The organism is Bacillus sp. G16, assembly GCF_021282335.1.
GTDB classification, from domain to species: domain Bacteria; phylum Bacillota; class Bacilli; order Bacillales; family Bacillaceae; genus Bacillus; species Bacillus inaquosorum.
In genome coordinates this window covers 237,380-258,565 of the sequence record NZ_JAJSOZ010000002.1, presented here as the reverse complement: position 1 = coordinate 258,565, position 21,186 = coordinate 237,380, and the positions used below count along the sequence as shown (strand labels likewise).

Genomic DNA, 21,186 nt, shown 5'->3' with positions numbered 1-21,186 from the left:
TTATCATTTTGATTTAAGTCACTATGAAAAAGAGGGGATATACAATATGTTTAAAAAATGGAGCGGTTTGTTTGTGATTGCAGCGTGCTTTTTATTAGTGGCAGCATGCGGCAACTCATCAACAAAAGGGTCAGCGGATTCGAAGAGTGATAAACTGCACATTGTCACAACGTTCTACCCGATGTATGAATTTACGAAACAAATTGTAAAAGACAAAGGAGATGTGGATCTGTTAATTCCATCTTCCGTCGAGCCTCATGATTGGGAACCGACGCCGAAAGACATTGCCAACATTCAAGATGCCGATTTGTTCGTTTATAATAGTGAGTACATGGAGACGTGGGTGCCGTCAACTGAAAAAAGCATGGGCCAAGGCCATGCCGTTTTCGTTAATGCGAGCAAAGGCATTGATTTAATGGAAGGCTCTGAAGAAGAACATGAAGAGCACGAGGAACATGAACATGGGGAGCATGAGCACAGCCATGCAATGGACCCTCACGTATGGCTCAGTCCTGTTCTGGCGCAGAAAGAAGTTAAAAATATTACGGCGCAAATCGTAAAGCAGGACCCGGATAACAAAGAATACTATGAGAAAAATAGTAAAGAATATATTGCAAAACTGCAGGATCTTGATAAACTATATCGTACAACCGTAAAAAAAGCGGAGAAGAAAGAGTTCATTACGCAGCATACAGCTTTTGGCTATCTGGCAAAAGAGTACGGTTTGACGCAGGTTCCGATTGCAGGGATTTCGCCTGACCAAGAACCGAGCGCAGCCGACTTGGCAAAGCTGAAAACGTATGCCAAAGAACATAACGTAAAAGTTATTTACTTTGAAGAAATTGCATCCTCAAAGGTCGCAGATACGCTCGCCAGTGAAATCGGCGCGAAGACAGAAGTGCTTAATACACTGGAAGGCTTAAGCAAAGAAGAACAGGATAAAGGTTTAGGGTATATCGACATTATGAAACAAAACCTCGATGCCCTGAAAGATTCACTATTGGTTAAATCATAAGATAGTGTGCGCCGGAGGGTGCACACTATTTCTTTGTGAGAAAGGAAGATTGACATGAATCTCGTCTCATTGAAAGATATCGTTTTCGGCTATTCCCACACGCCTGTTTTGGATAAAGTATCACTTGATATTGAAAGCGGTGAGTTTGTCGGCATCACGGGACCAAACGGCGCCTCTAAATCGACGCTCATGAAGGTGATGCTTGGCATGCTGAAACCGTGGGAAGGCACGGTGACGATCAGTAAAAGGAATACAGAAGGAAAACGCCTGACAATAGGGTACGTCCCGCAGCAAATTTCTTCATTTAACGCCGGCTTTCCGAGTACGGTGCTGGAGCTTGTTCAGTCAGGCCGCTATACAAAAGGGAAATGGTTTAAACGTTTAAATGAAGAAGATCATATCGAAGTGGAAAAAGCGCTGAAAATGGTGGAAATGTGGGAGCTTCGCCATCGGAAAATCGGCGACTTATCAGGCGGACAGAAGCAGAAAATCTGTATCGCCAGAATGCTTGCCAGCAATCCGGACCTCTTAATGCTGGACGAACCGACAACAGCCGTTGACTATGACAGCAGAAAAGGATTTTACGAATTTATGCACCATCTCGTGAAAAATCACAACCGCACAGTTGTGATGGTTACTCACGAACAAAATGAAGTACAGCAATTTTTAGATAAAGTGATTCGATTAGAGAGAGGAGAAAAAGGCGGATGGAAATGTTTGACTTGGAATTCATGCGACGAGCTTTTCTAGCAGGCGGCATGATTGCCATCATGGCCCCGATTTTAGGGGTGTATCTCGTTCTCAGAAGACAGGCCTTAATGGCTGACACACTTTCGCATATTTCATTGTCGGGTGTTGCCATCGGCTTTTTCCTCAGCACCAATATTACCGCGGCGAGCATAGTCGTCGTGACCATCGGCGCAATCGGGATTGAATACATGCGGCGGGCATATCGGACGTATTCAGAAGTATCCATTGCCATCTTAATGGCGGCTGGTTTGTCCTTCGCGATGTTTTTAATCAGCCTTTCAAAAGGCACCGCCAATATGAGCATCGATCAATATCTATTTGGTTCGCTCGTGACAGTAAACCAGCAGCAGGTGTATATTATCGGCATCATTACGTTGCTGATTTTGCTTTACTTTATCGTACTGAAAAGACCGCTCTACCTGCTGACGTTTGATGAAGCAACAGCAAAAACATCCGGAATAAACACAAACGTTCTGTCGATGTCATTCAGTATCGTCACAGGCCTTGCGATCTCGGTCATTATTCCGATCATCGGGGTTCTTCTTGTATCAGCCCTGCTCGTATTGCCGGCAGCATTCGCCATCAGAATTGCTAAGGGCTTTAACATGGTATTTATCACAGCCATACTCATTTCGTTATTCAGCGTATTTATGGGACTGACATCATCTTATCAGCTCGGAACGCCGCCAGGGCCGTCCATTACCCTGCTTTTGATCGTTCTCCTGCTGATCGGATTTGTGGTTCAGGGAGTTTGGATGTTTATCAAAAAAGAAGCCCAGCGTAAAAAAGGGCGCCAGTAACATGAAAAGCAGTTTTCCCTAGGGAAAACTGCTTTTTTTATAGAAACAATTCAGCAAGACGTTCATAAGATTCTTTTTTCACCTCAAAATCAAACACATTGCACAGAACCATAATTTCATTTGTTTCATAGTGGTCTGTGAGCTCTAAAAGCTGCTGTTTGACAGTGTTTGGAGAACCGATCACCATCCGCTTTCTGTTTTCCTCTATAAGTTTTTTATCGGACTCTGTGTAGGGATGCGCTTTTGCTTCCTCGATACTCGGCACGCGGCTGTCCAAGCCTTTTCCGACGCGAAGAAGCCATAAATCCTGGCTTAATGCGAGCTCTTCTGCCTCTTCATCTGTTTTTGCGCAAATGACAAAAATCGTAAACAAGGCGGACGGGGACGAGAAATGGGCTGATGGCTGAAAGCTTTCCCTGTAGACGCGAAACGCATTTTCTCCTCGTTCGGGGTTAATGAAATGCCCAAACACATACCCAATGCCCTGGTGCGCCGCGCGTCTTGCGCTGTTTTCACCGAGACCGAGCACCCACAGCTCCGGTGCAGTGTCAATAAGGGGCGCCGCTTTGATTCCGGCATACGGATGCCTGGCAGGAAGCGAATCCGTGAGAAAATAAGAGACATCCTGCAGCTGTCTGTTAAAATCGGTTAAGCTTTTTTTCACCCCGTCCGTTAAGGCAAGACGGGTTTTTGTCGTGCCGCCGGGGGAACGCCCGACGCCAAGGTCAATCCGGTTTGGATACAGGGCCTCAAGCTGGCGAAAGGTTTCGGCCACCTTAAACGGGCTGTATTGTGGCAGCAGCACGCCGCCTGACCCGACCCGAATCGTGCTTGTCTGTGCTGCGATGCGGGCGATCATGATTTCAGGCGCTGTGCTTGCCAGTCCTTTCGTGCTGTGATGTTCAGCAAACCAATAACGTTTATAGCCCCACTGTTCGCTTAATTGGGCTAGCTCAACCGAATGCTGAAGAGTCGTCACAGGGCTTTTTCCTTTAGAAACAGGTGCCTGATCAAGTATGCTTAAATGAATCAAAAGGCCGCTTCCTTTCTGTCTGTTTTTAGAATGTGACACAAGAATAGGCAAAATGACTCGCTCACGTCAAATGGTTTGTTTAAGATGTGTACTTCATAGCATTTGCAAAACATATAGCAAATATGGAAGGTTTTTTTCGAGGATTTTCGTCAATTATTCTTAACTTTAACGAAACTTTGATATAATAACAAACGTATATATTAATAATTTACGGCTTATTTTCCATGTGAGCTTAAAAATAAATGTGACTATATTCACATTTCGATGAGTAGGAGTGAATCGTGTGGCAATTTCTTTAGAAAAAGGTCAGCGAATTGATTTAACAAAAGGAAAAGCCGGTCTGTCAAAATTGATGGTCGGTCTCGGCTGGGACCCGGTTTCTTCAGGCGGAGGGTTTTTCAGCAAACTGCTTGGCGGAGGCGGTGCAAATATCGACTGTGACGCTTCAGTACTGATGCTGGAAAACGGAAAATTCACCGATAAAAAGAATGTCATTTATTTCGGCAATCTGAAAAGCCGCTGTGGCAGTGTAAAGCACACAGGCGACAACCTGACAGGCGACGGTGCAGGCGATGACGAGCAAATTATGATAGATTTGGAAAAAGTGCCTGCAAACATCGATAAGCTTGTATTTGTTGTTAATATTTATGATTGTGTCAGAAGAAAACAAGATTTTGGCATGATTCAAAATGCGTTTATCCGTGTGGTTGATCAATCGAATCATGAAGAAATGCTCAAATACAATTTGAGAGACAATTATGCCGGCAGAACAAGCTTGATTACAGCAGAAATCTACCGCAGCGGCAGCGAGTGGAAGTTTGCGGCGATCGGTGAAGGCACAAATGATACGAGATTAGAAGATATTATCAGCCGATACGCGTAAAAGAAAAAAAGGAGTGGATGGAACATGGCAATTTCATTGGCAAAAGGACAAAAAGTAGATTTGACAAAAACAAATCCGGGTCTTTCAAAGGTTGTTGTCGGTTTAGGCTGGGATACGAATAAGTATGACGGCGGGCACGACTTTGACCTTGACTCAAGTGTATTTCTGTTAGATGCAGCAGGGAAATGCGCGTCTCCAAACGATTTCATTTTCTACAATCAGCTTGAAGGCGGCAACGGTTCAGTCGTCCACTCAGGCGATAACCTGACAGGCTTAGGCGAAGGCGACGATGAGAATGTAAAGGTGAATCTCAGCGCTGTGCCGGCTAACATTGATAAAATCTCATTTGTTATCACAATTCACGAAGCGGAAGCACGCAGCCAAAACTTTGGACAAGTATCAAACGCGTTCGTTCGCATCGTAAATGAAGAAACAAATGAAGAGCTCATCCGTTATGACCTTGCGGAAGATTTCTCTATTGAAACGGCAATCATTGCAGGGGAGCTTTACAGACATAACGGCGAGTGGAAATTCTCCGCTATCGGCTCAGGCTACCAAGGCGGTCTTGCCCGCATCGCAACAGACTACGGTTTGCAAGTCGGTTAAGACCAATTACGAAGAGCAGAAAGGAGAGAGGCAGTATGGCCATTCAATTATCAAAAGGACAGCGCATTGATTTAACGAAAACAAATCCGGGACTCACAAAAGCGGTGATCGGCTTAGGCTGGGATACAAACAAGTACTCCGGCGGGCACGATTTTGACCTGGATGCTTCAGCCTTTTTAGTTGATGCGCATGATAACTGCGTGAATGATCTCGATTTCGTCTTCTATAATAACCTTGAACATCCGAGCGGCGGTGTCATCCATACGGGTGACAACCGCACGGGTGAGGGCGACGGAGATGATGAGCAGATTATCGTTGATTTTTCGAAAATCCCTGCTCACATTGAGAAAATCGGCATCACAGTGACCATTCACGACGCAGAAGCACGCAGCCAAAACTTTGGACAAGTTTCCAATGCGTTTGTGCGCGTTGTGGACGAAGAGACGCAGAATGAGCTTCTTCGCTTCGACTTGGGAGAAGACTTCTCCATTGAAACAGCTGTTGTCGTTTGTGAGCTTTACAGACACGGCGGCGAGTGGAAATTCAATGCGATTGGCAGCGGTTTTTCGGGCGGGCTGGCTGCATTGTGCCGGAACTACGGTTTGCAAGTGTAAGCGAGTGACAAATAGAGAAGTCACCGTTTTAAATTAATAGGAGGAAAAAACTTGGACTTTTTACATCATATCATGTCTACGTATGCTTCATTTTTCGATTGGAAAATGTGGGGAGAGGTATTGTCTGATCCTGTTTCCTGGGGTCTGATCGGTTCCCTTGTTGTTCTGGAAGGCCTTTTATCGGCCGATAACGCGCTTGTTCTTGCGGTGATGGTCAAACACCTGCCGGAAAAACAGCGGAAAAAAGCGTTAACGTATGGTTTGTTTGGAGCTTATATTTTCAGGTTTATTTTCATCGGGCTCGGTATGCTCCTCATTAAATTCTGGTGGATCAAGGTGCTTGGCGCGCTTTATCTCGCTTGGCTCGTCATTAAGCACTTCTGGATCGGCGAAAAAGAAGAGGAAGCGGACGGCATTAAGAAAAACTCTTGGATGGTCCGCACATTCGGTATCTTCTGGGCAACTGTTATTTCAGTTGAATTGATGGACCTTGCCTTCTCTGTGGACAGCATCCTGGCCGCATTTGCGGTGTCTGAAAAAGTATGGGTGCTTCTGATCGGCGGTATGCTTGGTATTCTAATGATGCGTACAGTGGCAAAAGTATTCCTTGTCCTGATTGATAAAATTCCTGAGCTCGAAAACACAGCATTCGTGTTAATCGGAATTATCGCGCTGAAAATGGCGGCAAGTGCTTTCCATTACGAAATGCCGCACTCTGTATTCTTCATTATCATTATCGCTGCATTTGCGGTAACCTTTATCATTCACTACATCAACAAACAAAAGCAGGTGCGTGAACAAACAGCCGCTTCAAAAGAAGAATAAAACAAAACAAGGAGGGAGGTTCAATATCCTTCCTTTTTTGTTACAGAAATATCGTCCGATGACAAACCGGAAAGGAGGATATGATGAGACAAGAAGAACTAACCATTCATAAAGCGGTCCCGGCTGATGGGGATTGGAAAAGCCTGCTGTTTCAGCCATTGCCCGAGCGGGATCACTATGAAACAGAACAAGGCCTTTCTTTTTCTCGTCTTGCCGGGCAGATATTGGGTACGCCTATTGATGAGACGGACTACTATAACGAGCTGTATGAGCTGTCTGTAAACGATCGCATTACCATTCTGAGTGAAACGCTTGATAAAACCATCGAGCCGGAAACATTTCAAAAGCTCCAGCATATTCATTCCATCAACCAGCAGGAAAAAGGGCTGTCGGTCAGCCGCTTTGTTGCCTTTCTGGACGGGGAAAGGCTGATTGCGAAGCACTCGAAACCCTTGATGCAACGCCATTTAAGAAAAGCGCTGATGACGCTTTTACATACCTTTGCAGACAGTCATGAGCAGGGGTTGAATCATCCTGATTTTCGCAGAGTGCTGCTTGATGTCTCGAAGTTTTCTTTGAATCACCTGAATCCTTGGCTGGAAAAAACCGATATAGAGCGGGAGATGCCAAAGGTTGTTTGGTACGGAGATGCGACGAAAAGCCAGCTCTATTTCTTATATTATCTGATGTTAGTCGGCTGCGATGTTCTGCTGTTCCATCCGGCGGGAACCGATCAGCTGGCGCTTGTCGAACCGATGCAGGAGCTCAGTTTTACGGAAAAACTCCCGGATGTTTCGGAGCTTCAGCCGTTTCCGAAAGAAAAACCGGACCGGAAATCAACAGTGGCCTACCGCTCAACAAAGGAAATTGAACATATGCTGAATCATGAGGAATCCATGCTGTACAAGCCATGGCAATTTAGAGATCACACGCCGATGTCTGTTACGCTGAAAACGACCTATGATGAACTGTTTTTAATCACGAAAGAGCGTGCCTTTATTCGGCCGAATTTCAAAGCTGAAAAACATTCCATCGAGATTCCGAATGTATTTGCTAAGGTAATGGGTGTGTCGAAAGACAATAAAGAATATTGGAACAGGCTTCATACATTAGCAGATTATCAGGAAACAGAAATGGTAAGAAGCTTTCCGTTTACAGAAGAAATAAAGTCAAACTATCAATTTCATTACAGCCACGCGCTTGACCATGAGGGGAACATTGACCCTGACAAGCTGATGGCAAGCAATGTATGGCAGTACAAGCAGCTTCCGGCGGGCGTTCAGACTGCCATTGCCAAAACGATTTCGAGAATGTGCAGGCACCCGCGGCTTAAGGCTTTGCATCAGGAGCAAGTCAAGGATGTTCAAATTTACTTGTTTAAACAAACAACAAACCTGCCTGCTAAACTGCTGAAATTGATTCAAATGTTCGATTATGCGCAAACCGTTCCGAAACTCGTTTTATATCATACGGAAATGAGCGGCGGACTCACGCGTTCAGATGCTGCAGCCCTGCTGTTCCTGAATGAAATCGGAATCGATATCATCATTTATAACCCACCCGGCCATCAAGACATTGAGCCGTTTATTGAAGAGGATCAGTATGATATCCACTGGCTGGACGACATGGTGTTTCAGCAGGACTATAAAGAGCCTTCGCTTGTGAGAAGGCTGTTCAGAACGATTACACAAAAGTAAGGAGAGAAGAAAAGCATGACAACAGAAAATCAAAACCCGCTTGTTCTCGATAAAAACGAAGAAATTTCCCAGCAAAAAGCTGACGATATCCGTCTCCAGCTCCGTCAAGAACCAGAGGTGAAGCGGCTTGCACAGCAAATTGACGTCAAAAACCAAATGGAGCTGCTTGAGTACGGAAAGGAGCCGGCCGTTGAAATTTCCAAGTTCTCTGACCGCATCTTAGGGATGATGAAAACAACAAGCGTGACAGACTCCGGCACAATGCTGACTCAGCTTGGGAAAATCATGGACCGCTTTGACAAAAATGATTTTGATGAGCCAAAGGGATTGATGGCGAAAATTTTCAAACGCGGCGGCAGCATGATTGAAAAAATCTTTAAAAAGTACCAGACGCTTGGCGGAGAGATTGAAAAAATCAACGTTGAGATTTCGAAATACAAAGATGAGATGACGAAGACGAACTACACGCTCGATGAAATGTATGAAAACAATATCAAATACTATATGGAGCTTGAAAAATACGTCGTTGCCGGACAAATGAAGCTGGAAGAGATGCAGTCGATCCTTCCTTCATATGAAGAAAAAGCGGCAAGCGGAAATCAGCTGGCGCAAATGCAGCTCGATACACTTCGAAACGGCATTCAGGCGCTTGAGGAACGGGTGTATGATCTGGATATGGCACGGATGGTGGCTCTTCAAACGGCACCTCAAATCCGTCTCCTGCAGCGCGGAAATGCAAAGCTGATCGGGAAGATCAACTCCGCGTTCATCATCACCATTCCGATTTTCAAAAACGGCATTATTCAGGCCGTTACCGTGAAACGCCAAAAGCTTGTGGCTGACTCCATGAGCGAGCTTGACCGCCGGACAAACGAGATGCTGAGACGAAATGCTGAAAACATCTCGAGCCAAAGTGTTGAAATTGCCAGAATGGCCGGCAGACCGAGCATAGATATTGAAACGATCGAATCGTCTTGGAACACGATCGTCAGCGGCATGCAGGAAACAAAACAAATCGAAGAAGAAAACAAACGCCTTCGCGAAGACGGCGCAAGACGTATTGCCCAGCTGCAGGATAATATTAAAAAAGCAGCATTGCAGCAATAAAAAACCCCCCGCTTGTGAAACATAAGCGGGGTTTTTCATTTACATCATTTAGTTAATGACAATGTGTAAAGACAGGTGTAAACTTAAACGGTAATTATTTTGCATATCAGAGGTGTTGGCAATGGGAAAACAACAGCCTATATCCCAGCGTAAACTGCTGGGCGTCGCCGGCTTGGGGTGGCTGTTTGATGCAATGGATGTCGGAATATTATCGTTTATTATCGCCGCGCTCCATGTGGAGTGGAATCTGTCGCCCGAAGAAATGAAATGGATCGGAAGCGTCAATTCCATCGGCATGGCTGCGGGTGCGTTTTTGTTTGGTCTGCTGGCTGATCGAATCGGCCGGAAAAAAGTGTTTATCATTACCCTTTTGTGTTTTTCGATCGGAAGCGGCATTTCAGCTTTTGTGACGAGCTTATCGGCATTTCTTATTCTTCGTTTCGTGATCGGAATGGGGCTTGGCGGCGAGCTTCCAGTCGCTTCAACACTCGTTTCGGAAGCGGTTGTGCCTGAAAAGAGGGGCAGAGTGATTGTGCTTCTGGAAAGCTTTTGGGCTGTTGGCTGGCTCGTAGCGGCACTGATTTCTTACTTTGTGATCCCGAGCTTCGGCTGGCAGGCTGCCTTGCTGTTAACCGCGCTGACTGCTTTTTACGCTCTGTACTTGCGGACGAGTCTGCCTGATTCACCGAAATATGAGTCGCTTTCTGCCAAAAAGAAATCGGTGTGGGAGAATGTAAAAAGCGTCTGGGCAAGACAGTATATACGGGCGACAGTGATGCTGTCGATCGTTTGGTTCTGCGTGGTGTTTTCTTATTACGGCATGTTCCTGTGGCTTCCGAGTGTCATGCTGCTAAAAGGCTTCAGCATGATTCAAAGCTTTGAATATGTCCTGCTGATGACGCTTGCTCAGCTTCCGGGCTATTTTTCTGCCGCCTGGCTGATCGAAAAAGCGGGCCGGAAGTGGATACTCGTCATTTACCTGATTGGTACAGCGGGTAGCGCCTATTTCTTTGGAACGGCGGATTCCTTAGGCCTTCTGCTTACAGCTGGAATGCTGTTATCGTTTTTCAATCTTGGGGCGTGGGGCGTGCTGTATGCCTATACACCGGAGCAATACCCGACAGCGATTCGCGCAACAGGTTCAGGAACGACAGCGGCGTTCGGAAGAATCGGCGGCATCTTCGGGCCTCTGCTCGTCGGAACGCTCGCAGCCCGTCATATTTCATTTTCAGTCATCTTTTCAATCTTTTGCATCGCAATCTTGCTCGCGGTTGTTTGTATTTTGATTATGGGAAAAGAAACAAAACAAACGGAGCTTGAATAGGAAAAGCACCTCGTGAATGAGGTGCTTTTTTACATCTGCACTCTGGCTTCAGTTTGGCGTTTTCCGGTTTTTCTGATTGTCTGGTAGAGCGTCATAGACAGTATGAACAGAATGGCAGTAAATCCTGTGACGGCTCCGAAATGCTGTGTGCTTTGATACAAAAAACCTGCAACACATGTGCCGACAGTGGTTCCTGCATACATAGCGGCATTGGAAAGGGAAGCAATGGTTCCTCGAGCGTTTGGTGAAATGGATTGAAAGACACCCATCATTAACGGAAAGATAATGCCAGCTGTAAAGAAAGTGAGAAAAAAGCTCATTTCCACTAAAAATAAGTGAGGAAAGAAAGGGAGACAGAAATAGAGAGCCCCCATCAGCAGCATGCCGCCGATCAATGTCTGATCATGCCCAGCTTTGCTGAGATTCGGCTGCCGATAAGACTTCCGAGCATATTCCCCAGCCCGAGTACAAGCATAGCAGCGCCAATTTGTGAAACGGTTAAATGATAATCCGCAGAAAGCCAAGTGCCTAGAAAGCTGAACGAAGCGAAATTTCCGGTTTGAAAGAGAAAATAGGCAAGCAGGATGACCGTTGTTTTCGGCAGTGAAAACAGCTCCCGATATGGATTCAATATTGACGGACGGGGTGAAGAAGGACGAATATCAGGCATGGCCGCCGCCAGAATCAATAGAAGAACAAGCGAGCAAGCTGACAGAACGAAAAATGGCGTATGCCATGTAAAGGAAGCGAAAAACCCTCCGATGGGAAGTCCCAGCATTTGTGAAGCGGCCAATCCTGCTGTCGCAATCCCCATGCTTTTTATGATCTGAGAAGGCGGGACGATGACAGGGACGGACGCCCAAATTTGAGGCGTCACAAACGCAGCACTAACGCCTGCGGCAAAACGGAACAGGCACATGGCGGCAAAAGAGGGAGCGATGCCGCATAAAAACGTGGATACGATAAAGCCTGCAAGTCCCCACAGCATGACTGTTTTCCTGTTAAGCCGGTCTGAGATCGGGCCCGCAACCAAAGCGAACAGCGTATAACCGAGCGCATAAGCACTGACCATCCAGCCTGACAAATCGGTAGAGACATGAAACTGTTCCTGTAAAAGCGGGAGAAGCGGCGAAAGCAAAAAGGTATCCGTGCCAATGACAAACATCACACTGAAAAAAAGCCAAATATGTTTCAAATTTTGTCACTCCTATAGTTTTATAAGTTTGAAACTATGAAACAGATATGTATAGAGAAAACCCTGTTTTAGAGGGTTTCCAAAAAGCCTGGGAGGTATGTTTGAAATGTGTCTTCACGCAGGCTGACATATTTTGTCCGCGAATCTTTCCGGGTTGCCGTCAACCCCGCTTCACGCAGCGTTTTAAAATGATAAGATGCTGTGGTTTTGACAATATTGCATTTTTCACCTACTTCACCGCAGCTGAGTTCTTTTCCGCTGTAATAAAGCGTACGAATAATGGCAAGCCTCGATTCATCAGACAGGGCTTTAAAAATTTGGGCTCTGATTTGATCATCTGTTTGTTTCATAGTCATGAAACTATAATACAAAATCAGGGTTGGAAAAGCAACTTATTTTTCCAGTAAAGGAGCAGGAAGTCATAAAAGGAAGGAGGAATTCATATGCAGTAAAAGCGTTTTCAACTAAAGATGGGCGAAATATCACCCGTAAAATACAATCATAAAGGAGGATTACAGAGCATTTAGAAGCATAAATAAGGTCATGCCGTTACATGGATGTTTATAAAGAAATGGTACAGAATAAAAGAGAATATGCTGTTTGTGTGGGATGTTACATAAATGTTACGGTAATAAAGATTGCTTAATATGGAGGGAAAATATGAGTGTAGATGAGAAACCAATTAAGATAAAAGTCGAGAAAGTCTCTAAAATTTTTGGGAAACAAACAAAGAAAGCAGTTCAAATGCTTGCCAACGGAAAGACAAAAAAAGAGATCCTGAAAGCGACTGGATCAACCGTTGGGGTAAATCAGGCTGATTTTGATGTATATGATGGTGAGATATTTGTCATCATGGGTCTATCAGGGAGCGGTAAATCAACTTTAGTACGGATGTTAAACCGGCTTATTGAACCGACTGCCGGAAATATTTACATTGATGGTGACATGATAACAAATATGTCTAAAGACCAGCTCCGGGAAGTCCGCCGGAAGAAAATCAGCATGGTCTTCCAAAAGTTCGCTCTGTTCCCGCATAGAACGATACTTGAAAATACAGAATACGGACTGGAACTTCAAGGTGTAGACAAACAAGAGCGTCAGCAAAAAGCGCTTGAGTCCTTAAAGCTCGTCGGACTTGAAGGGTTTGAACACCAATATCCTGACCAGCTTTCCGGCGGGATGCAGCAGCGTGTCGGCCTTGCCCGCGCGTTGACAAATGATCCGGACATTCTTCTGATGGATGAAGCGTTCAGTGCGCTCGATCCATTGATTCGTAAAGATATGCAGGATGAACTTCTTGATCTTCACGATAATGTCGGAAAAACGATTATCTTTATTACGCATGACTTGGACGAAGCGTTGCGGATCGGCGACAGAATTGTTTTGATGAAGGACGGTAACATCGTTCAAATCGGCACGCCTGAAGAAATCCTGATGAATCCATCTAACGAATATGTTGAGAAATTCGTCGAGGATGTTGATTTATCTAAAGTCCTCACAGCAGGCCACATTATGAAGCGCGCTGAAACAGTGCGGATTGATAAAGGGCCTCGCGTGGCATTGACGCTGATGAAAAACCTTGGAATTTCTTCAATTTACGCAGTGGATAAACAAAAGAAATTGTTAGGTGTTATCTATGCGTCTGATGCGAAAAAAGCGGCTGAATCTGATTTGTCACTTCAAGATATCTTGAATACAGAATTTACGACTGTACCAGAGGATACGTATTTGACAGAGATTTTTGACGTTGTTTCTGACGCGAATATTCCAATTGCGGTTGTAGATGAGAAGCAAAGAATGAAAGGGATTGTCGTAAAAGGCGCACTGATTGGCGCGCTTGCCGGCAATAACGAGTATATCAATGCTGAAGGCACTGACGAACAAACACAAGATCCTTCTGTACAGGAGGTGAAGTAAGATGGATAGACTGCCTAGAATACCTTTAGCAGATATCATTGACCGTTTTGTTGACTGGATTACGATGACATTTGGCGGATTCTTCGACGGAATCGCAAACGGATTGGCCGCTTTTGTAAATGGAATTGTCACCGGACTTGGATTTATCCCATCTATTTTGTTAACGATTATTTTCGCCGCACTTGCGTGGTGGATCAGTACGAGGGGAATTGCGTTATTTACATTGATTGGATTCCTCCTGATTGATTATTTAGGATATTGGGACCCAATGCTGCAAACATTGGCGCTTGTTTTGACATCTGTGATTATTTCGATTGTGGTCGGGGTTCCGATCGGAATTTGGGCGTCCCAGAAAGAAACAGTTCGCCGTATTGTAACGCCTATTCTTGATTTAATGCAGACAATGCCTGCTTTCGTATATCTATTGCCGGCGATTTTCTTCTTCAACATCGGTGTTGTGCCGGGTGTTGTTGCATCTGTTATCTTCGCGATGCCGCCGACAATCCGCATGACTGTTCTCGGTATTAAACAAGTGCCGGCGGATCTGATTGAAGCGACTGAGGCGTTCGGTTCTACAACAGCTCAGCGATTGTTTAAAGTTCAGCTTCCGCTTGCGACAAAAACCATTCTGGCCGGAATCAACCAAAGCATCATGCTTGCGTTATCAATGGTTGTTATCGCCGCAATGGTCGGTGCGCCTGGACTTGGTTCTGAAGTATACAGTGCCGTTACACAGCTGAAAACCGGGGTCGGCGTAGAGGCCGGTATCGCCATCGTTATCGTTGCCATTACGCTGGACCGCATTACTCAAAATATTAAAGTGAAGAAGAAAAGCAGGGGGAATGCCTGATGCTTAAAAAAATCATCGGTATCGGCGTTTCCGCCATGCTGGCGCTCTCACTTGCGGCTTGCGGGTCGGAAAGCGATGAAAATGCAACCGCGGCTGAACAGGTGAATAAGACCATCATCGGGATTGACCCCGGTTCAGGGATTATGGCCCTGACCGATAAAGCGATGAAGGATTATGACCTGAAAGACTGGACATTGATTTCGGCGTCAAGCGCCGCGATGACTGCAACGCTTAAAAAGTCATACGATCGTAAGAAACCGATCATCATTACAGGATGGACACCGCACTGGATGTTCTCCAGATATAAGCTGAAATATCTCGATGATCCGAAACAATCTTATGGCAGCGCAGAGGAAATCCATACGATCACGCGCAAAGGCTTCAGCAAAGAACAGCCGAATGCCGTAAAGCTACTGAGCCAGTTTAAATGGTCGCAAGACGACATGGGCGAAGTCATGATCAAGGTGGAAGAAGGCGAAAAACCTGCCAAAGCCGCAGCTGAGTATGTGAAGAAACACAAAGATCAGATTGCGGAGTGGACAAAAGGCGTTCAAAAGGTGAAGGGTGACAAAATCAACCTTGCCTATGTGGCGTGGGACAGTGAGATTGCAAGTACAAACGTGGTTGGCAAAGTCTTAGAAGACTTGGGCTATGACGTCACGCTTACTCAGGTAGAGGCCGGTCCAATGTGGACCGCGGTTGCGACGGGAAGCGCCGACGCATCCCTTTCCGCATGGCTGCCGAATACCCATAAAGCATACGCCGCTAAATACAAAGGCAAATATGACGATATAGGCACCAGTATGACTGGCGTGAAGATGGGTCTTGTTGTGCCTCAATATATGAAAAACGTCAACTCAATTGAAGATTTGAAGAAATAATGAAGAAAGCAGCCTGTAGCCAGGCTGCTTTTTTTATTTGTTAAGAAGCGTTAGCGGCAGCGGGTGATTCCGCCTTCTGAAACGTTTTGAGTACGGCATTCGCTAAAATATGAATGCCGTTGAACATCGCGTTTCGGTCAAAGGTCATATGGGGATGATGGAGTCCCGGCTGAAGTCCGCAGCCGAGTCCGAGCATGGTTGTTTTCAGGTTCGGCACTTTCACCGCATAAAAATGGAAATCCTCACCGCCGGTTGTGACAAGCGGTTCATCAAGCTGCTCAGCCCCGATGATATCTGTAATTGCTTCTGCCATGATCGCTTCAGCTTCTTTGTTTTGTGTTGCTGCAGGAAGGCTGTGTTCCTTTTGCAGTTCGATCTTCGCGCCGAATGCCGCGGCGGCCGCTTCGCAGGCTCTTTCTGTTTCGGCGATTAACGTCTCCATGGCTTCATTGGTCTGAGCGCGCAAATCAAGGCTGAACGACGCTTTTCCTGGAATGATGTTAGAGCTTTCACCGCCGGCTTGAAGTTTTGTCATTTTAACGGTATGCGGAATTTTCGGGTCAATATGAATGAGTCCGAGCTTATGTACGAGAAATGCCGCAATTTCAATGGTGTTTTTCCCGAGATGCGGGCGGGCGCCATGGGCCTCCTCTCCGATAATCGTTCCCTCAATATGCTGGCTTGACCCATGCAGGATGGAAGGGGCACAGCGCCCGTTCTGTGTTTCCTGAATCGGACGGACGTGAACGCCGTACAAATAGTCGACATCATCAAGCACGCCTTCTTCTATCATTTTCAAGGCGCCGCCGCCTTTTTCCTCAGCCGGCTGAAAGATAAAACGGATCGTGCCCTTTGGAAGCTCGGGCTGTTTTTTCAGCAGCATTAACGTGCCCAGCGCCATTGTCATATGTGAATCGTGGCCGCAGGAATGGTTGGCGCGGAATGTGCCGTTGACCTCCTGCCATAGCGCATCAATGTCAGCGCGAACAGCTACAACCGGCGAGCCCGAACCGATCTCGCCAACAACCCCGGTGCAGTCTGAAAAAGTGCGCGTCCGGCATCCCAAATCCTCAAGCTTTTGTTTGAGAAATGCAGTTGTCTCATATTCCTTCCAGCTGACTTCAGGGTTCGCATGCAGATGCTCGAAGATATCCATAACGGTTTGTTTCATGTCTTCGGAAAGCCTTTGCATGGGAAGAAGTACCTCCTTCTATCAAAATGAATTTTACCTTCTTTACTTTATTTATATTGAAACAGGAAGATAGGCTGTATATAATATAGCACATATTGCTACTTTTCAGAATAATTAATATTTTCAAACAGAGGGGATGAATCGAAATATGAGTATGCCAGCGGCCGAAACACAACCTAAGAAAAAACGAACGACATTTAAAATGCCTGACGCCTATGTCCTCTTATTTATGATTGCTTTCATTTGCGCCATTGCTTCGTATATTGTGCCGGCGGGAGAATTTGACCGCGTGACAAAGGGAGATGTCACGACTGCTGTTCCGGGAAGCTATCATTCAATTGAACAGTCTCCGGTCAGCCTGATCAGCTTTTTTACTTCTCTTCAAGATGGAATGGTCGGATCAGCACCAATCATCTTTCTGATTTTGTTCACAGGCGGTACCATTGCCATTTTAGAAAAAACGGGCGCCATCAACGGTCTGATTTACAATGTCATCAGCAAATTCCGCACAAAGCAATTAGTATTTATTTGTATTGTCGGCGCGTTGTTCTCCATTCTCGGAACAACCGGAATTGTCGTAAATTCAGTTATCGGATTTATCCCCATCGGCCTCATAGTCGCACGATCCTTAAAATGGGACGCTGTTGCGGGCGCCGCTGTTATTTACATCGGCTGCTACGCTGGATTTAACTCTACTATTTTATCACCGTCCCCGCTCGGTTTATCGCAATCAATCGCGGAGCTGCCGCTCTTTTCGGGGATCGGCCTGCGTATTGTGATATACATATGCTTTTTGCTTTCTTCTATTATTTATATCTATCTGTATACGAGAAAATTAAAAAAATCAAAGGATGCCAGTGTGTTAGGAACAAATTGGTTCCCGGCGGCAGGAATGGGTGAAGCGGGTAAAGAAGAAGATCAGTCAATGCCGTTTACCGTTCGCCATAAGCTGATTTTGGCTGTGGCGGGACTGTCGCTGATCGGATTTTTGTACGGCGCTTTAAAGCTGGGCTGGTCTGATTCCCAAATGGCTGCGACGTTTATTTTTATTTCTGTCCTTGCCGGTTTAATAGGCGGGCTTGCGGCAAACGATATTGCTAAAACCTTCATTACGGGCTGCCAAAGCCTTGTATACGGGGCGCTGATTGTCGGGATGGCACGAAGTATTTCCGTCATTCTTGAAAATGGAAAGCTCCTCGATACAGTCGTCAATGCCTTGGCTTCGCTTTTGGACGGATTCAGCCCGATTGCCGGCGCGATCGGTATGTATATCGCCAGTGCGCTTCTTCACTTTCTCATCTCTTCAGGGTCTGGAGAGGCCGTTGTATTTATTCCAATTCTGGCGCCGCTCGCTGATTTGATGGGAATTACGAGACAGGTTGCAGTGGAGGCGGTTATGCTTGGAGAAGGAGTCGTCAACTGTGTGAATCCGACATCCGGCGTCCTTATGGCGGTGCTTGCCGCTAGCGGCATTCCGTATATCAAGTGGCTGCGGTTTATGGTGCCGCTTGCTTTGATTTGGTTTTTGATCGGGCTTGTCTTTATTGTGATCGGCGTCATGATCAATTGGGGGCCGTTTTAACGATTGCTGCCCGCCGGCTTGTACGGCGGGCTTTTGAGTTAATCATTGCAGAAGCGCAGGCTGTTATTGTAACATGTAAGCCATAAGCCATTCGTAAAAGTGCGGGAGGAAGGTCATGAATAATCTGCGTAATAGACTTTCAGGCGTGAATGGGAAAAATAAGAGAGTAAAAGAAAATGAACAAAAAATCTGGTCGGAGATTGGGATAATAGCGGGTGCTTTTGCGCTTCTTGATGTGATCATTCGAGGCATTATGTTTGAATTTCCGTTTAAAGAATGGGCTGCAAGCCTTGTGTTTTTGTTCATCATCATCTTATATTACTGCATCAGGGCAGCAGCATCTGGGATGCTCATGCCGAGAATAGACACCGAAGAAGAACTGCAAAAACGGGTGAAGCAGCAGCGAATAGAGTCAATTGCGGTCGCCTTTGCGGTAGTGGTGCTTACGATGTACGACAGGGGGATTCCCCATACATTCTTCGCTTGGCTGAAAATGGTCCTTCTTTTTATCGTCTGCGGCGGCGCTTTGTTTCTGCTTCGATACGTGATTGTGAAGCTGGCTTACAGAAGAGCGATAAAAGAAGAAGTAGAAAAGAAATCATCTTGATAGATGGTTTCTTTTTTTGTTTGTAAAGTGAGGGGAATGGCTCACAGTTCGGGGCAGCATTTTTATTAGGATAGGAATATAGATTTGAATTCTCTCTATCAAGTTGTTTTGATAGGGTGAATGTGATAATTTGAAATGTAAGCGTTAACAAAATTCTCCAGTCTTCACATTCGTTTGAAAGGAGGAAGCGGAAGGATGAAGTAAGAGGGATTTTTGACTCCGCAGTAAGTCTTCAAAAACTAAATAAGGAGTGTCAAGAATGTTTGAAAAACGATTCAAAACCTCTTTACTGCCGTTATTCGCTGGATTTTTATTGCTGTTTCATTTGGTTCTGGCAGGACCGGCGGCTGCGAGTGCTGAAACGGCGAACAAATCGAATGAGCTTACAGCACCGTCGATCAAAAGCGGAACCATTCTTCATGCATGGAATTGGTCGTTCAATACGCTAAAACATAATATGAAGGATATTCATGATGCAGGATATACAGCCATTCAGACGTCTCCGATTAACCAAGTAAAGGAAGGGAATCAAGGAGATAAAAGCATGTCAAACTGGTACTGGCTGTATCAGCCGACATCGTACCAAATTGGCAATCGTTACTTAGGTACTGAACAAGAATTTAAAGAAATGTGTGCAGCCGCTGAAGAATATGGCGTAAAGGTCATTGTTGACGCGGTCATCAATCATACCACCAGTGACTATGCTGCGATTTCCAATGAGATTAAGAGTATTCCAAACTGGACCCATGGAAACACACAAATTAAAAACTGGTCAGATCGATGGGATGTCACGCAGAATTCATTGCTCGGGCTGTATGATTGGAATACACAGAATACACAAGTACAGTCCTATCTGAAACGTTTCTTAGAAAGAGCATTGAATGACGGGGCAGACGGATTTCGATTTGATGCCGCCAAACATATAGAACTTCCGGATGAAGGGAATTACGGCAGTCAATTTTGGCCGAATATCACAAATACATCTGCGGAGTTCCAATACGGAGAAATCCTGCAAGATAGTGCCTCCAGAGATGCCGCATATGCGAATTATATGAATGTGACAGCATCTAACTATGGACATTCCATAAGGTCCGCTTTAAAGAATCGTAATCTGAGCGTGTCGAATATCTCCCATTATGCATCTGATGTGGCTGCGGACAAGTTAGTCACATGGGTGGAATCGCATGATACGTATGCCAATGATGATCAAGAGTCTACATGGATGAGTGATGACGATATTCGTTTAGGCTGGGCAATGATTGCTTCTCGCTCAGGCAGTACGCCTCTCTTCTTTTCCAGACCTGAGGGCGGCGGAAATGGTGTGAGATTCCCAGGGAAAAGCCAAATAGGCGACCGCGGAAGTGCTTTATTTGAAGATCAGGCTATCGCTGCGGTCAATACATTTCACAATGTAATGGCTGGACAGCCTGAGGAACTCTCGAATCCGAATGGAAATAACCAGATATTCATGAATCAGCGCGGCTCACATGGCGTTGTGTTGGCAAATGCAGGTTCATCTTCTGTCACCATCAATGCTTTAACGAAATTACCTGATGGCAGCTATGCTAATAAAGCTGGGGATGGTTCATTTCAAGTAACGGACGGTAAACTGACAGGCACGATCAATGCCAGATCAGTGGTTGTTCTTTATCCTGACGATATTGAAAATGCGCCTCATGTCTTCCTTGAGAATGTCAAAACAGGGGTAACCCATTCTTTCAATGATCAATTGACGATCACCCTGCGTGCAGATGCGAATACAGCAAAAGCCGTGTATCAAATCAATAATGGGCAAGAGACAGCGTTTAAGGATGGAGACCAATTAACGATCGGAAAAGGAGATCCATTTGGCACAACATACGACATCACGTTAACAGGAACGAACAGTGATGGTGTAACGAGGGCCCAAGAGTACAGCTTTGTAAAAAGAGACCCGTCTGCGGCCAAAACAATTGGCTATCAAAATCCGAATCATTGGGGCCAAGTAAATGCTTATATCTATAAACATGATGGAGGCCGGGCAATAGAATTGACCGGATCTTGGCCGGGAAAAGCAATGACTAAGAATGCAGATGGAATTTACACGCTGACGCTGCCGGCGGATACGGATACAACCAACGCCAAAGTGATTTTTAATAATGGCAGCGCCCAAGTGCCTGGACAGAACCAGCCTGGCTTTGATTACGTGCAAAATGGTTTATATAACGACTCTGGCTTAAGCGGTTCTCTGCCTCATTGAGGGCAAGCGATCAGAGGAAAAATCCCCAAGAAACCATCCTAGATGGTTTCTATTTTTGTTCATAAATCA

General features: G+C 45.6%; 19 protein-coding genes and 1 pseudogene. 16 read left to right on the top strand and 4 right to left on the bottom strand.

The window, feature by feature from the left end; translation table 11 throughout:
- Positions 1 to 46 precede the first annotated feature (46 nt).
- From LWH95_RS03295 to znuB, 3 genes are read left to right on the top strand one after another with little or no spacing between them, the layout of a single operon-like run.
- Positions 47 to 1,015 carry a metal ABC transporter substrate-binding protein gene (locus LWH95_RS03295; RefSeq protein WP_232918947.1) on the top strand — a complete coding sequence of 323 codons (969 nt, stop codon included), beginning with the start codon at positions 47 to 49 and terminating at the stop codon, positions 1,013 to 1,015.
- 54 nt (positions 1,016 to 1,069) lie between these two features.
- A complete protein-coding gene (znuC, locus tag LWH95_RS03290) occupies positions 1,070 to 1,765 on the top strand; it encodes a zinc ABC transporter ATP-binding protein ZnuC (protein ID WP_003241253.1) in 696 nt (231 codons plus the stop codon).
- Complete coding sequence (gene znuB, locus LWH95_RS03285; RefSeq protein WP_003241251.1) at positions 1,723 to 2,565, top strand: zinc ABC transporter permease ZnuB; 843 nt, start codon at positions 1,723 to 1,725, stop codon at positions 2,563 to 2,565. The genes znuC and znuB overlap by 43 nt, the downstream gene beginning before the upstream one ends.
- Positions 2,566 to 2,602: 37 nt before the next feature.
- On the opposite strand, the gene LWH95_RS03280 is transcribed toward znuB, so the two are convergent.
- Positions 2,603 to 3,598: an LLM class flavin-dependent oxidoreductase gene (locus tag LWH95_RS03280; RefSeq protein ID WP_232918946.1), complete on the bottom strand. Its 996-nt coding sequence runs from the start codon at positions 3,596 to 3,598 to the stop codon at positions 2,603 to 2,605.
- Positions 3,599 to 3,881: 283 nt separating this feature from the next.
- Between LWH95_RS03280 and LWH95_RS03275 the strand changes: the two genes are divergently transcribed.
- The 7 genes from LWH95_RS03275 to niaP all read left to right on the top strand — a co-directional run bounded on the left by LWH95_RS03275 (position 3,882) and on the right by niaP (position 10,654).
- Positions 3,882 to 4,481 carry a TerD family protein gene (locus tag LWH95_RS03275; protein WP_003241247.1) on the top strand — a complete coding sequence of 200 codons (600 nt, stop codon included), beginning with the start codon at positions 3,882 to 3,884 and terminating at the stop codon, positions 4,479 to 4,481.
- Positions 4,482 to 4,505: 24 nt separating this feature from the next.
- Positions 4,506 to 5,087 (top strand): TerD family protein, encoded by a 582-nt coding sequence (locus tag LWH95_RS03270; RefSeq protein WP_003241245.1) that lies wholly within the window; start codon positions 4,506 to 4,508, stop codon positions 5,085 to 5,087.
- A 35-nt stretch (positions 5,088 to 5,122) separates the two neighbouring features.
- Positions 5,123 to 5,701, top strand: a complete 579-nt coding sequence (locus LWH95_RS03265; protein WP_003241242.1) for a TerD family protein — start codon at positions 5,123 to 5,125, stop codon at positions 5,699 to 5,701.
- Positions 5,702 to 5,752: 51 nt separating this feature from the next.
- Positions 5,753 to 6,526 carry a TerC family protein gene (locus LWH95_RS03260; RefSeq protein ID WP_003241239.1) on the top strand — a complete coding sequence of 258 codons (774 nt, stop codon included), beginning with the start codon at positions 5,753 to 5,755 and terminating at the stop codon, positions 6,524 to 6,526.
- A gap of 83 nt (positions 6,527 to 6,609) precedes the next feature.
- Positions 6,610 to 8,223 carry a YceG family protein gene (locus tag LWH95_RS03255; RefSeq protein WP_232919012.1) on the top strand — a complete coding sequence of 538 codons (1,614 nt, stop codon included), beginning with the start codon at positions 6,610 to 6,612 and terminating at the stop codon, positions 8,221 to 8,223.
- A gap of 15 nt (positions 8,224 to 8,238) precedes the next feature.
- Positions 8,239 to 9,330, top strand: a complete 1,092-nt coding sequence (locus tag LWH95_RS03250) for a toxic anion resistance protein (protein WP_119913360.1) — start codon at positions 8,239 to 8,241, stop codon at positions 9,328 to 9,330.
- 121 nt (positions 9,331 to 9,451) lie between these two features.
- Positions 9,452 to 10,654 carry a niacin permease NiaP gene (niaP, locus tag LWH95_RS03245; RefSeq protein ID WP_003241231.1) on the top strand — a complete coding sequence of 401 codons (1,203 nt, stop codon included), beginning with the start codon at positions 9,452 to 9,454 and terminating at the stop codon, positions 10,652 to 10,654.
- Between the two features lie 29 nt (positions 10,655 to 10,683).
- Here the strand turns inward: niaP and LWH95_RS03240 are convergent.
- Together LWH95_RS03240 and LWH95_RS03235 are read right to left on the bottom strand one after the other, a co-directional pair.
- Positions 10,684 to 11,849 (bottom strand): annotated as a pseudogene (locus LWH95_RS03240) (MFS transporter).
- A 68-nt stretch (positions 11,850 to 11,917) separates the two neighbouring features.
- Positions 11,918 to 12,220, bottom strand: a complete 303-nt coding sequence (locus LWH95_RS03235) for an ArsR/SmtB family transcription factor (RefSeq protein ID WP_080010733.1) — start codon at positions 12,218 to 12,220, stop codon at positions 11,918 to 11,920.
- Between the two features lie 289 nt (positions 12,221 to 12,509).
- On the opposite strand from LWH95_RS03235, the gene opuAA reads away from it, so the two are divergent.
- The 3 genes from opuAA to opuAC are packed head-to-tail and all read left to right on the top strand — an operon-like array spanning position 12,510 to position 15,497.
- Positions 12,510 to 13,766: a glycine/proline betaine ABC transporter ATP-binding protein OpuAA gene (gene opuAA, locus LWH95_RS03230; protein WP_019257400.1), complete on the top strand. Its 1,257-nt coding sequence runs from the start codon at positions 12,510 to 12,512 to the stop codon at positions 13,764 to 13,766.
- A gap of 1 nt (position 13,767) precedes the next feature.
- Positions 13,768 to 14,616 carry a glycine/proline betaine ABC transporter permease subunit OpuAB gene (opuAB, locus tag LWH95_RS03225; protein WP_003234703.1) on the top strand — a complete coding sequence of 283 codons (849 nt, stop codon included), beginning with the start codon at positions 13,768 to 13,770 and terminating at the stop codon, positions 14,614 to 14,616.
- Positions 14,616 to 15,497, top strand: a complete 882-nt coding sequence (gene opuAC / locus LWH95_RS03220; protein ID WP_119913362.1) for a glycine/proline betaine ABC transporter substrate-binding protein OpuAC — start codon at positions 14,616 to 14,618, stop codon at positions 15,495 to 15,497. Before opuAB ends, opuAC begins: the two co-directional genes overlap by 1 nt.
- A 40-nt stretch (positions 15,498 to 15,537) precedes the next feature.
- Here opuAC and LWH95_RS03215 read toward each other — a convergent pair whose 3' ends face one another.
- A complete protein-coding gene (locus tag LWH95_RS03215) occupies positions 15,538 to 16,689 on the bottom strand; it encodes a M20 peptidase aminoacylase family protein (RefSeq protein ID WP_232918945.1) in 1,152 nt (383 codons plus the stop codon).
- A gap of 148 nt (positions 16,690 to 16,837) precedes the next feature.
- Here LWH95_RS03215 and LWH95_RS03210 point away from each other — a divergent pair, with 148 nt between their 5' ends.
- The 3 genes from LWH95_RS03210 (at position 16,838) to amyE (ending at position 21,117) form a co-directional block, all read left to right on the top strand.
- A complete protein-coding gene (locus LWH95_RS03210; protein ID WP_232918944.1) occupies positions 16,838 to 18,271 on the top strand; it encodes a YfcC family protein in 1,434 nt (477 codons plus the stop codon).
- A 115-nt stretch (positions 18,272 to 18,386) separates the two neighbouring features.
- Positions 18,387 to 18,878: a DUF6773 family protein gene (locus LWH95_RS03205; RefSeq protein WP_044453429.1), complete on the top strand. Its 492-nt coding sequence runs from the start codon at positions 18,387 to 18,389 to the stop codon at positions 18,876 to 18,878.
- Between the two features lie 259 nt (positions 18,879 to 19,137).
- On the top strand, positions 19,138 to 21,117 hold the full coding sequence (gene amyE, locus LWH95_RS03200; RefSeq protein ID WP_232918943.1) for an alpha-amylase: 1,980 nt from the start codon (positions 19,138 to 19,140) through the stop codon (positions 21,115 to 21,117).
- Positions 21,118 to 21,186: the final 69 nt, after the last annotated feature.

Coding starts and splice junctions, on each gene's coding strand:
- niaP (WP_003241231.1), top strand. CDS start 9,452: ATGGGAAAACAACAGCCTATATCCCAGCGTAAACTGCTGGGCGTCGCC.
- LWH95_RS03215 (WP_232918945.1), bottom strand. CDS start 16,689: ATGCAAAGGCTTTCCGAAGACATGAAACAAACCGTTATGGATATCTTC.
- LWH95_RS03205 (WP_044453429.1), top strand. CDS start 18,387: ATGAATAATCTGCGTAATAGACTTTCAGGCGTGAATGGGAAAAATAAG.
- LWH95_RS03255 (WP_232919012.1), top strand. CDS start 6,610: ATGAGACAAGAAGAACTAACCATTCATAAAGCGGTCCCGGCTGATGGG.
- LWH95_RS03250 (WP_119913360.1), top strand. CDS start 8,239: ATGACAACAGAAAATCAAAACCCGCTTGTTCTCGATAAAAACGAAGAA.
- znuB (WP_003241251.1), top strand. CDS start 1,723: ATGGAAATGTTTGACTTGGAATTCATGCGACGAGCTTTTCTAGCAGGC.
- opuAA (WP_019257400.1), top strand. CDS start 12,510: ATGAGTGTAGATGAGAAACCAATTAAGATAAAAGTCGAGAAAGTCTCT.
- LWH95_RS03210 (WP_232918944.1), top strand. CDS start 16,838: ATGAGTATGCCAGCGGCCGAAACACAACCTAAGAAAAAACGAACGACA.
- opuAB (WP_003234703.1), top strand. CDS start 13,768: ATGGATAGACTGCCTAGAATACCTTTAGCAGATATCATTGACCGTTTT.
- amyE (WP_232918943.1), top strand. CDS start 19,138: ATGTTTGAAAAACGATTCAAAACCTCTTTACTGCCGTTATTCGCTGGA.
- znuC (WP_003241253.1), top strand. CDS start 1,070: ATGAATCTCGTCTCATTGAAAGATATCGTTTTCGGCTATTCCCACACG.
- LWH95_RS03270 (WP_003241245.1), top strand. CDS start 4,506: ATGGCAATTTCATTGGCAAAAGGACAAAAAGTAGATTTGACAAAAACA.
- opuAC (WP_119913362.1), top strand. CDS start 14,616: ATGCTTAAAAAAATCATCGGTATCGGCGTTTCCGCCATGCTGGCGCTC.
- LWH95_RS03295 (WP_232918947.1), top strand. CDS start 47: ATGTTTAAAAAATGGAGCGGTTTGTTTGTGATTGCAGCGTGCTTTTTA.
- LWH95_RS03265 (WP_003241242.1), top strand. CDS start 5,123: ATGGCCATTCAATTATCAAAAGGACAGCGCATTGATTTAACGAAAACA.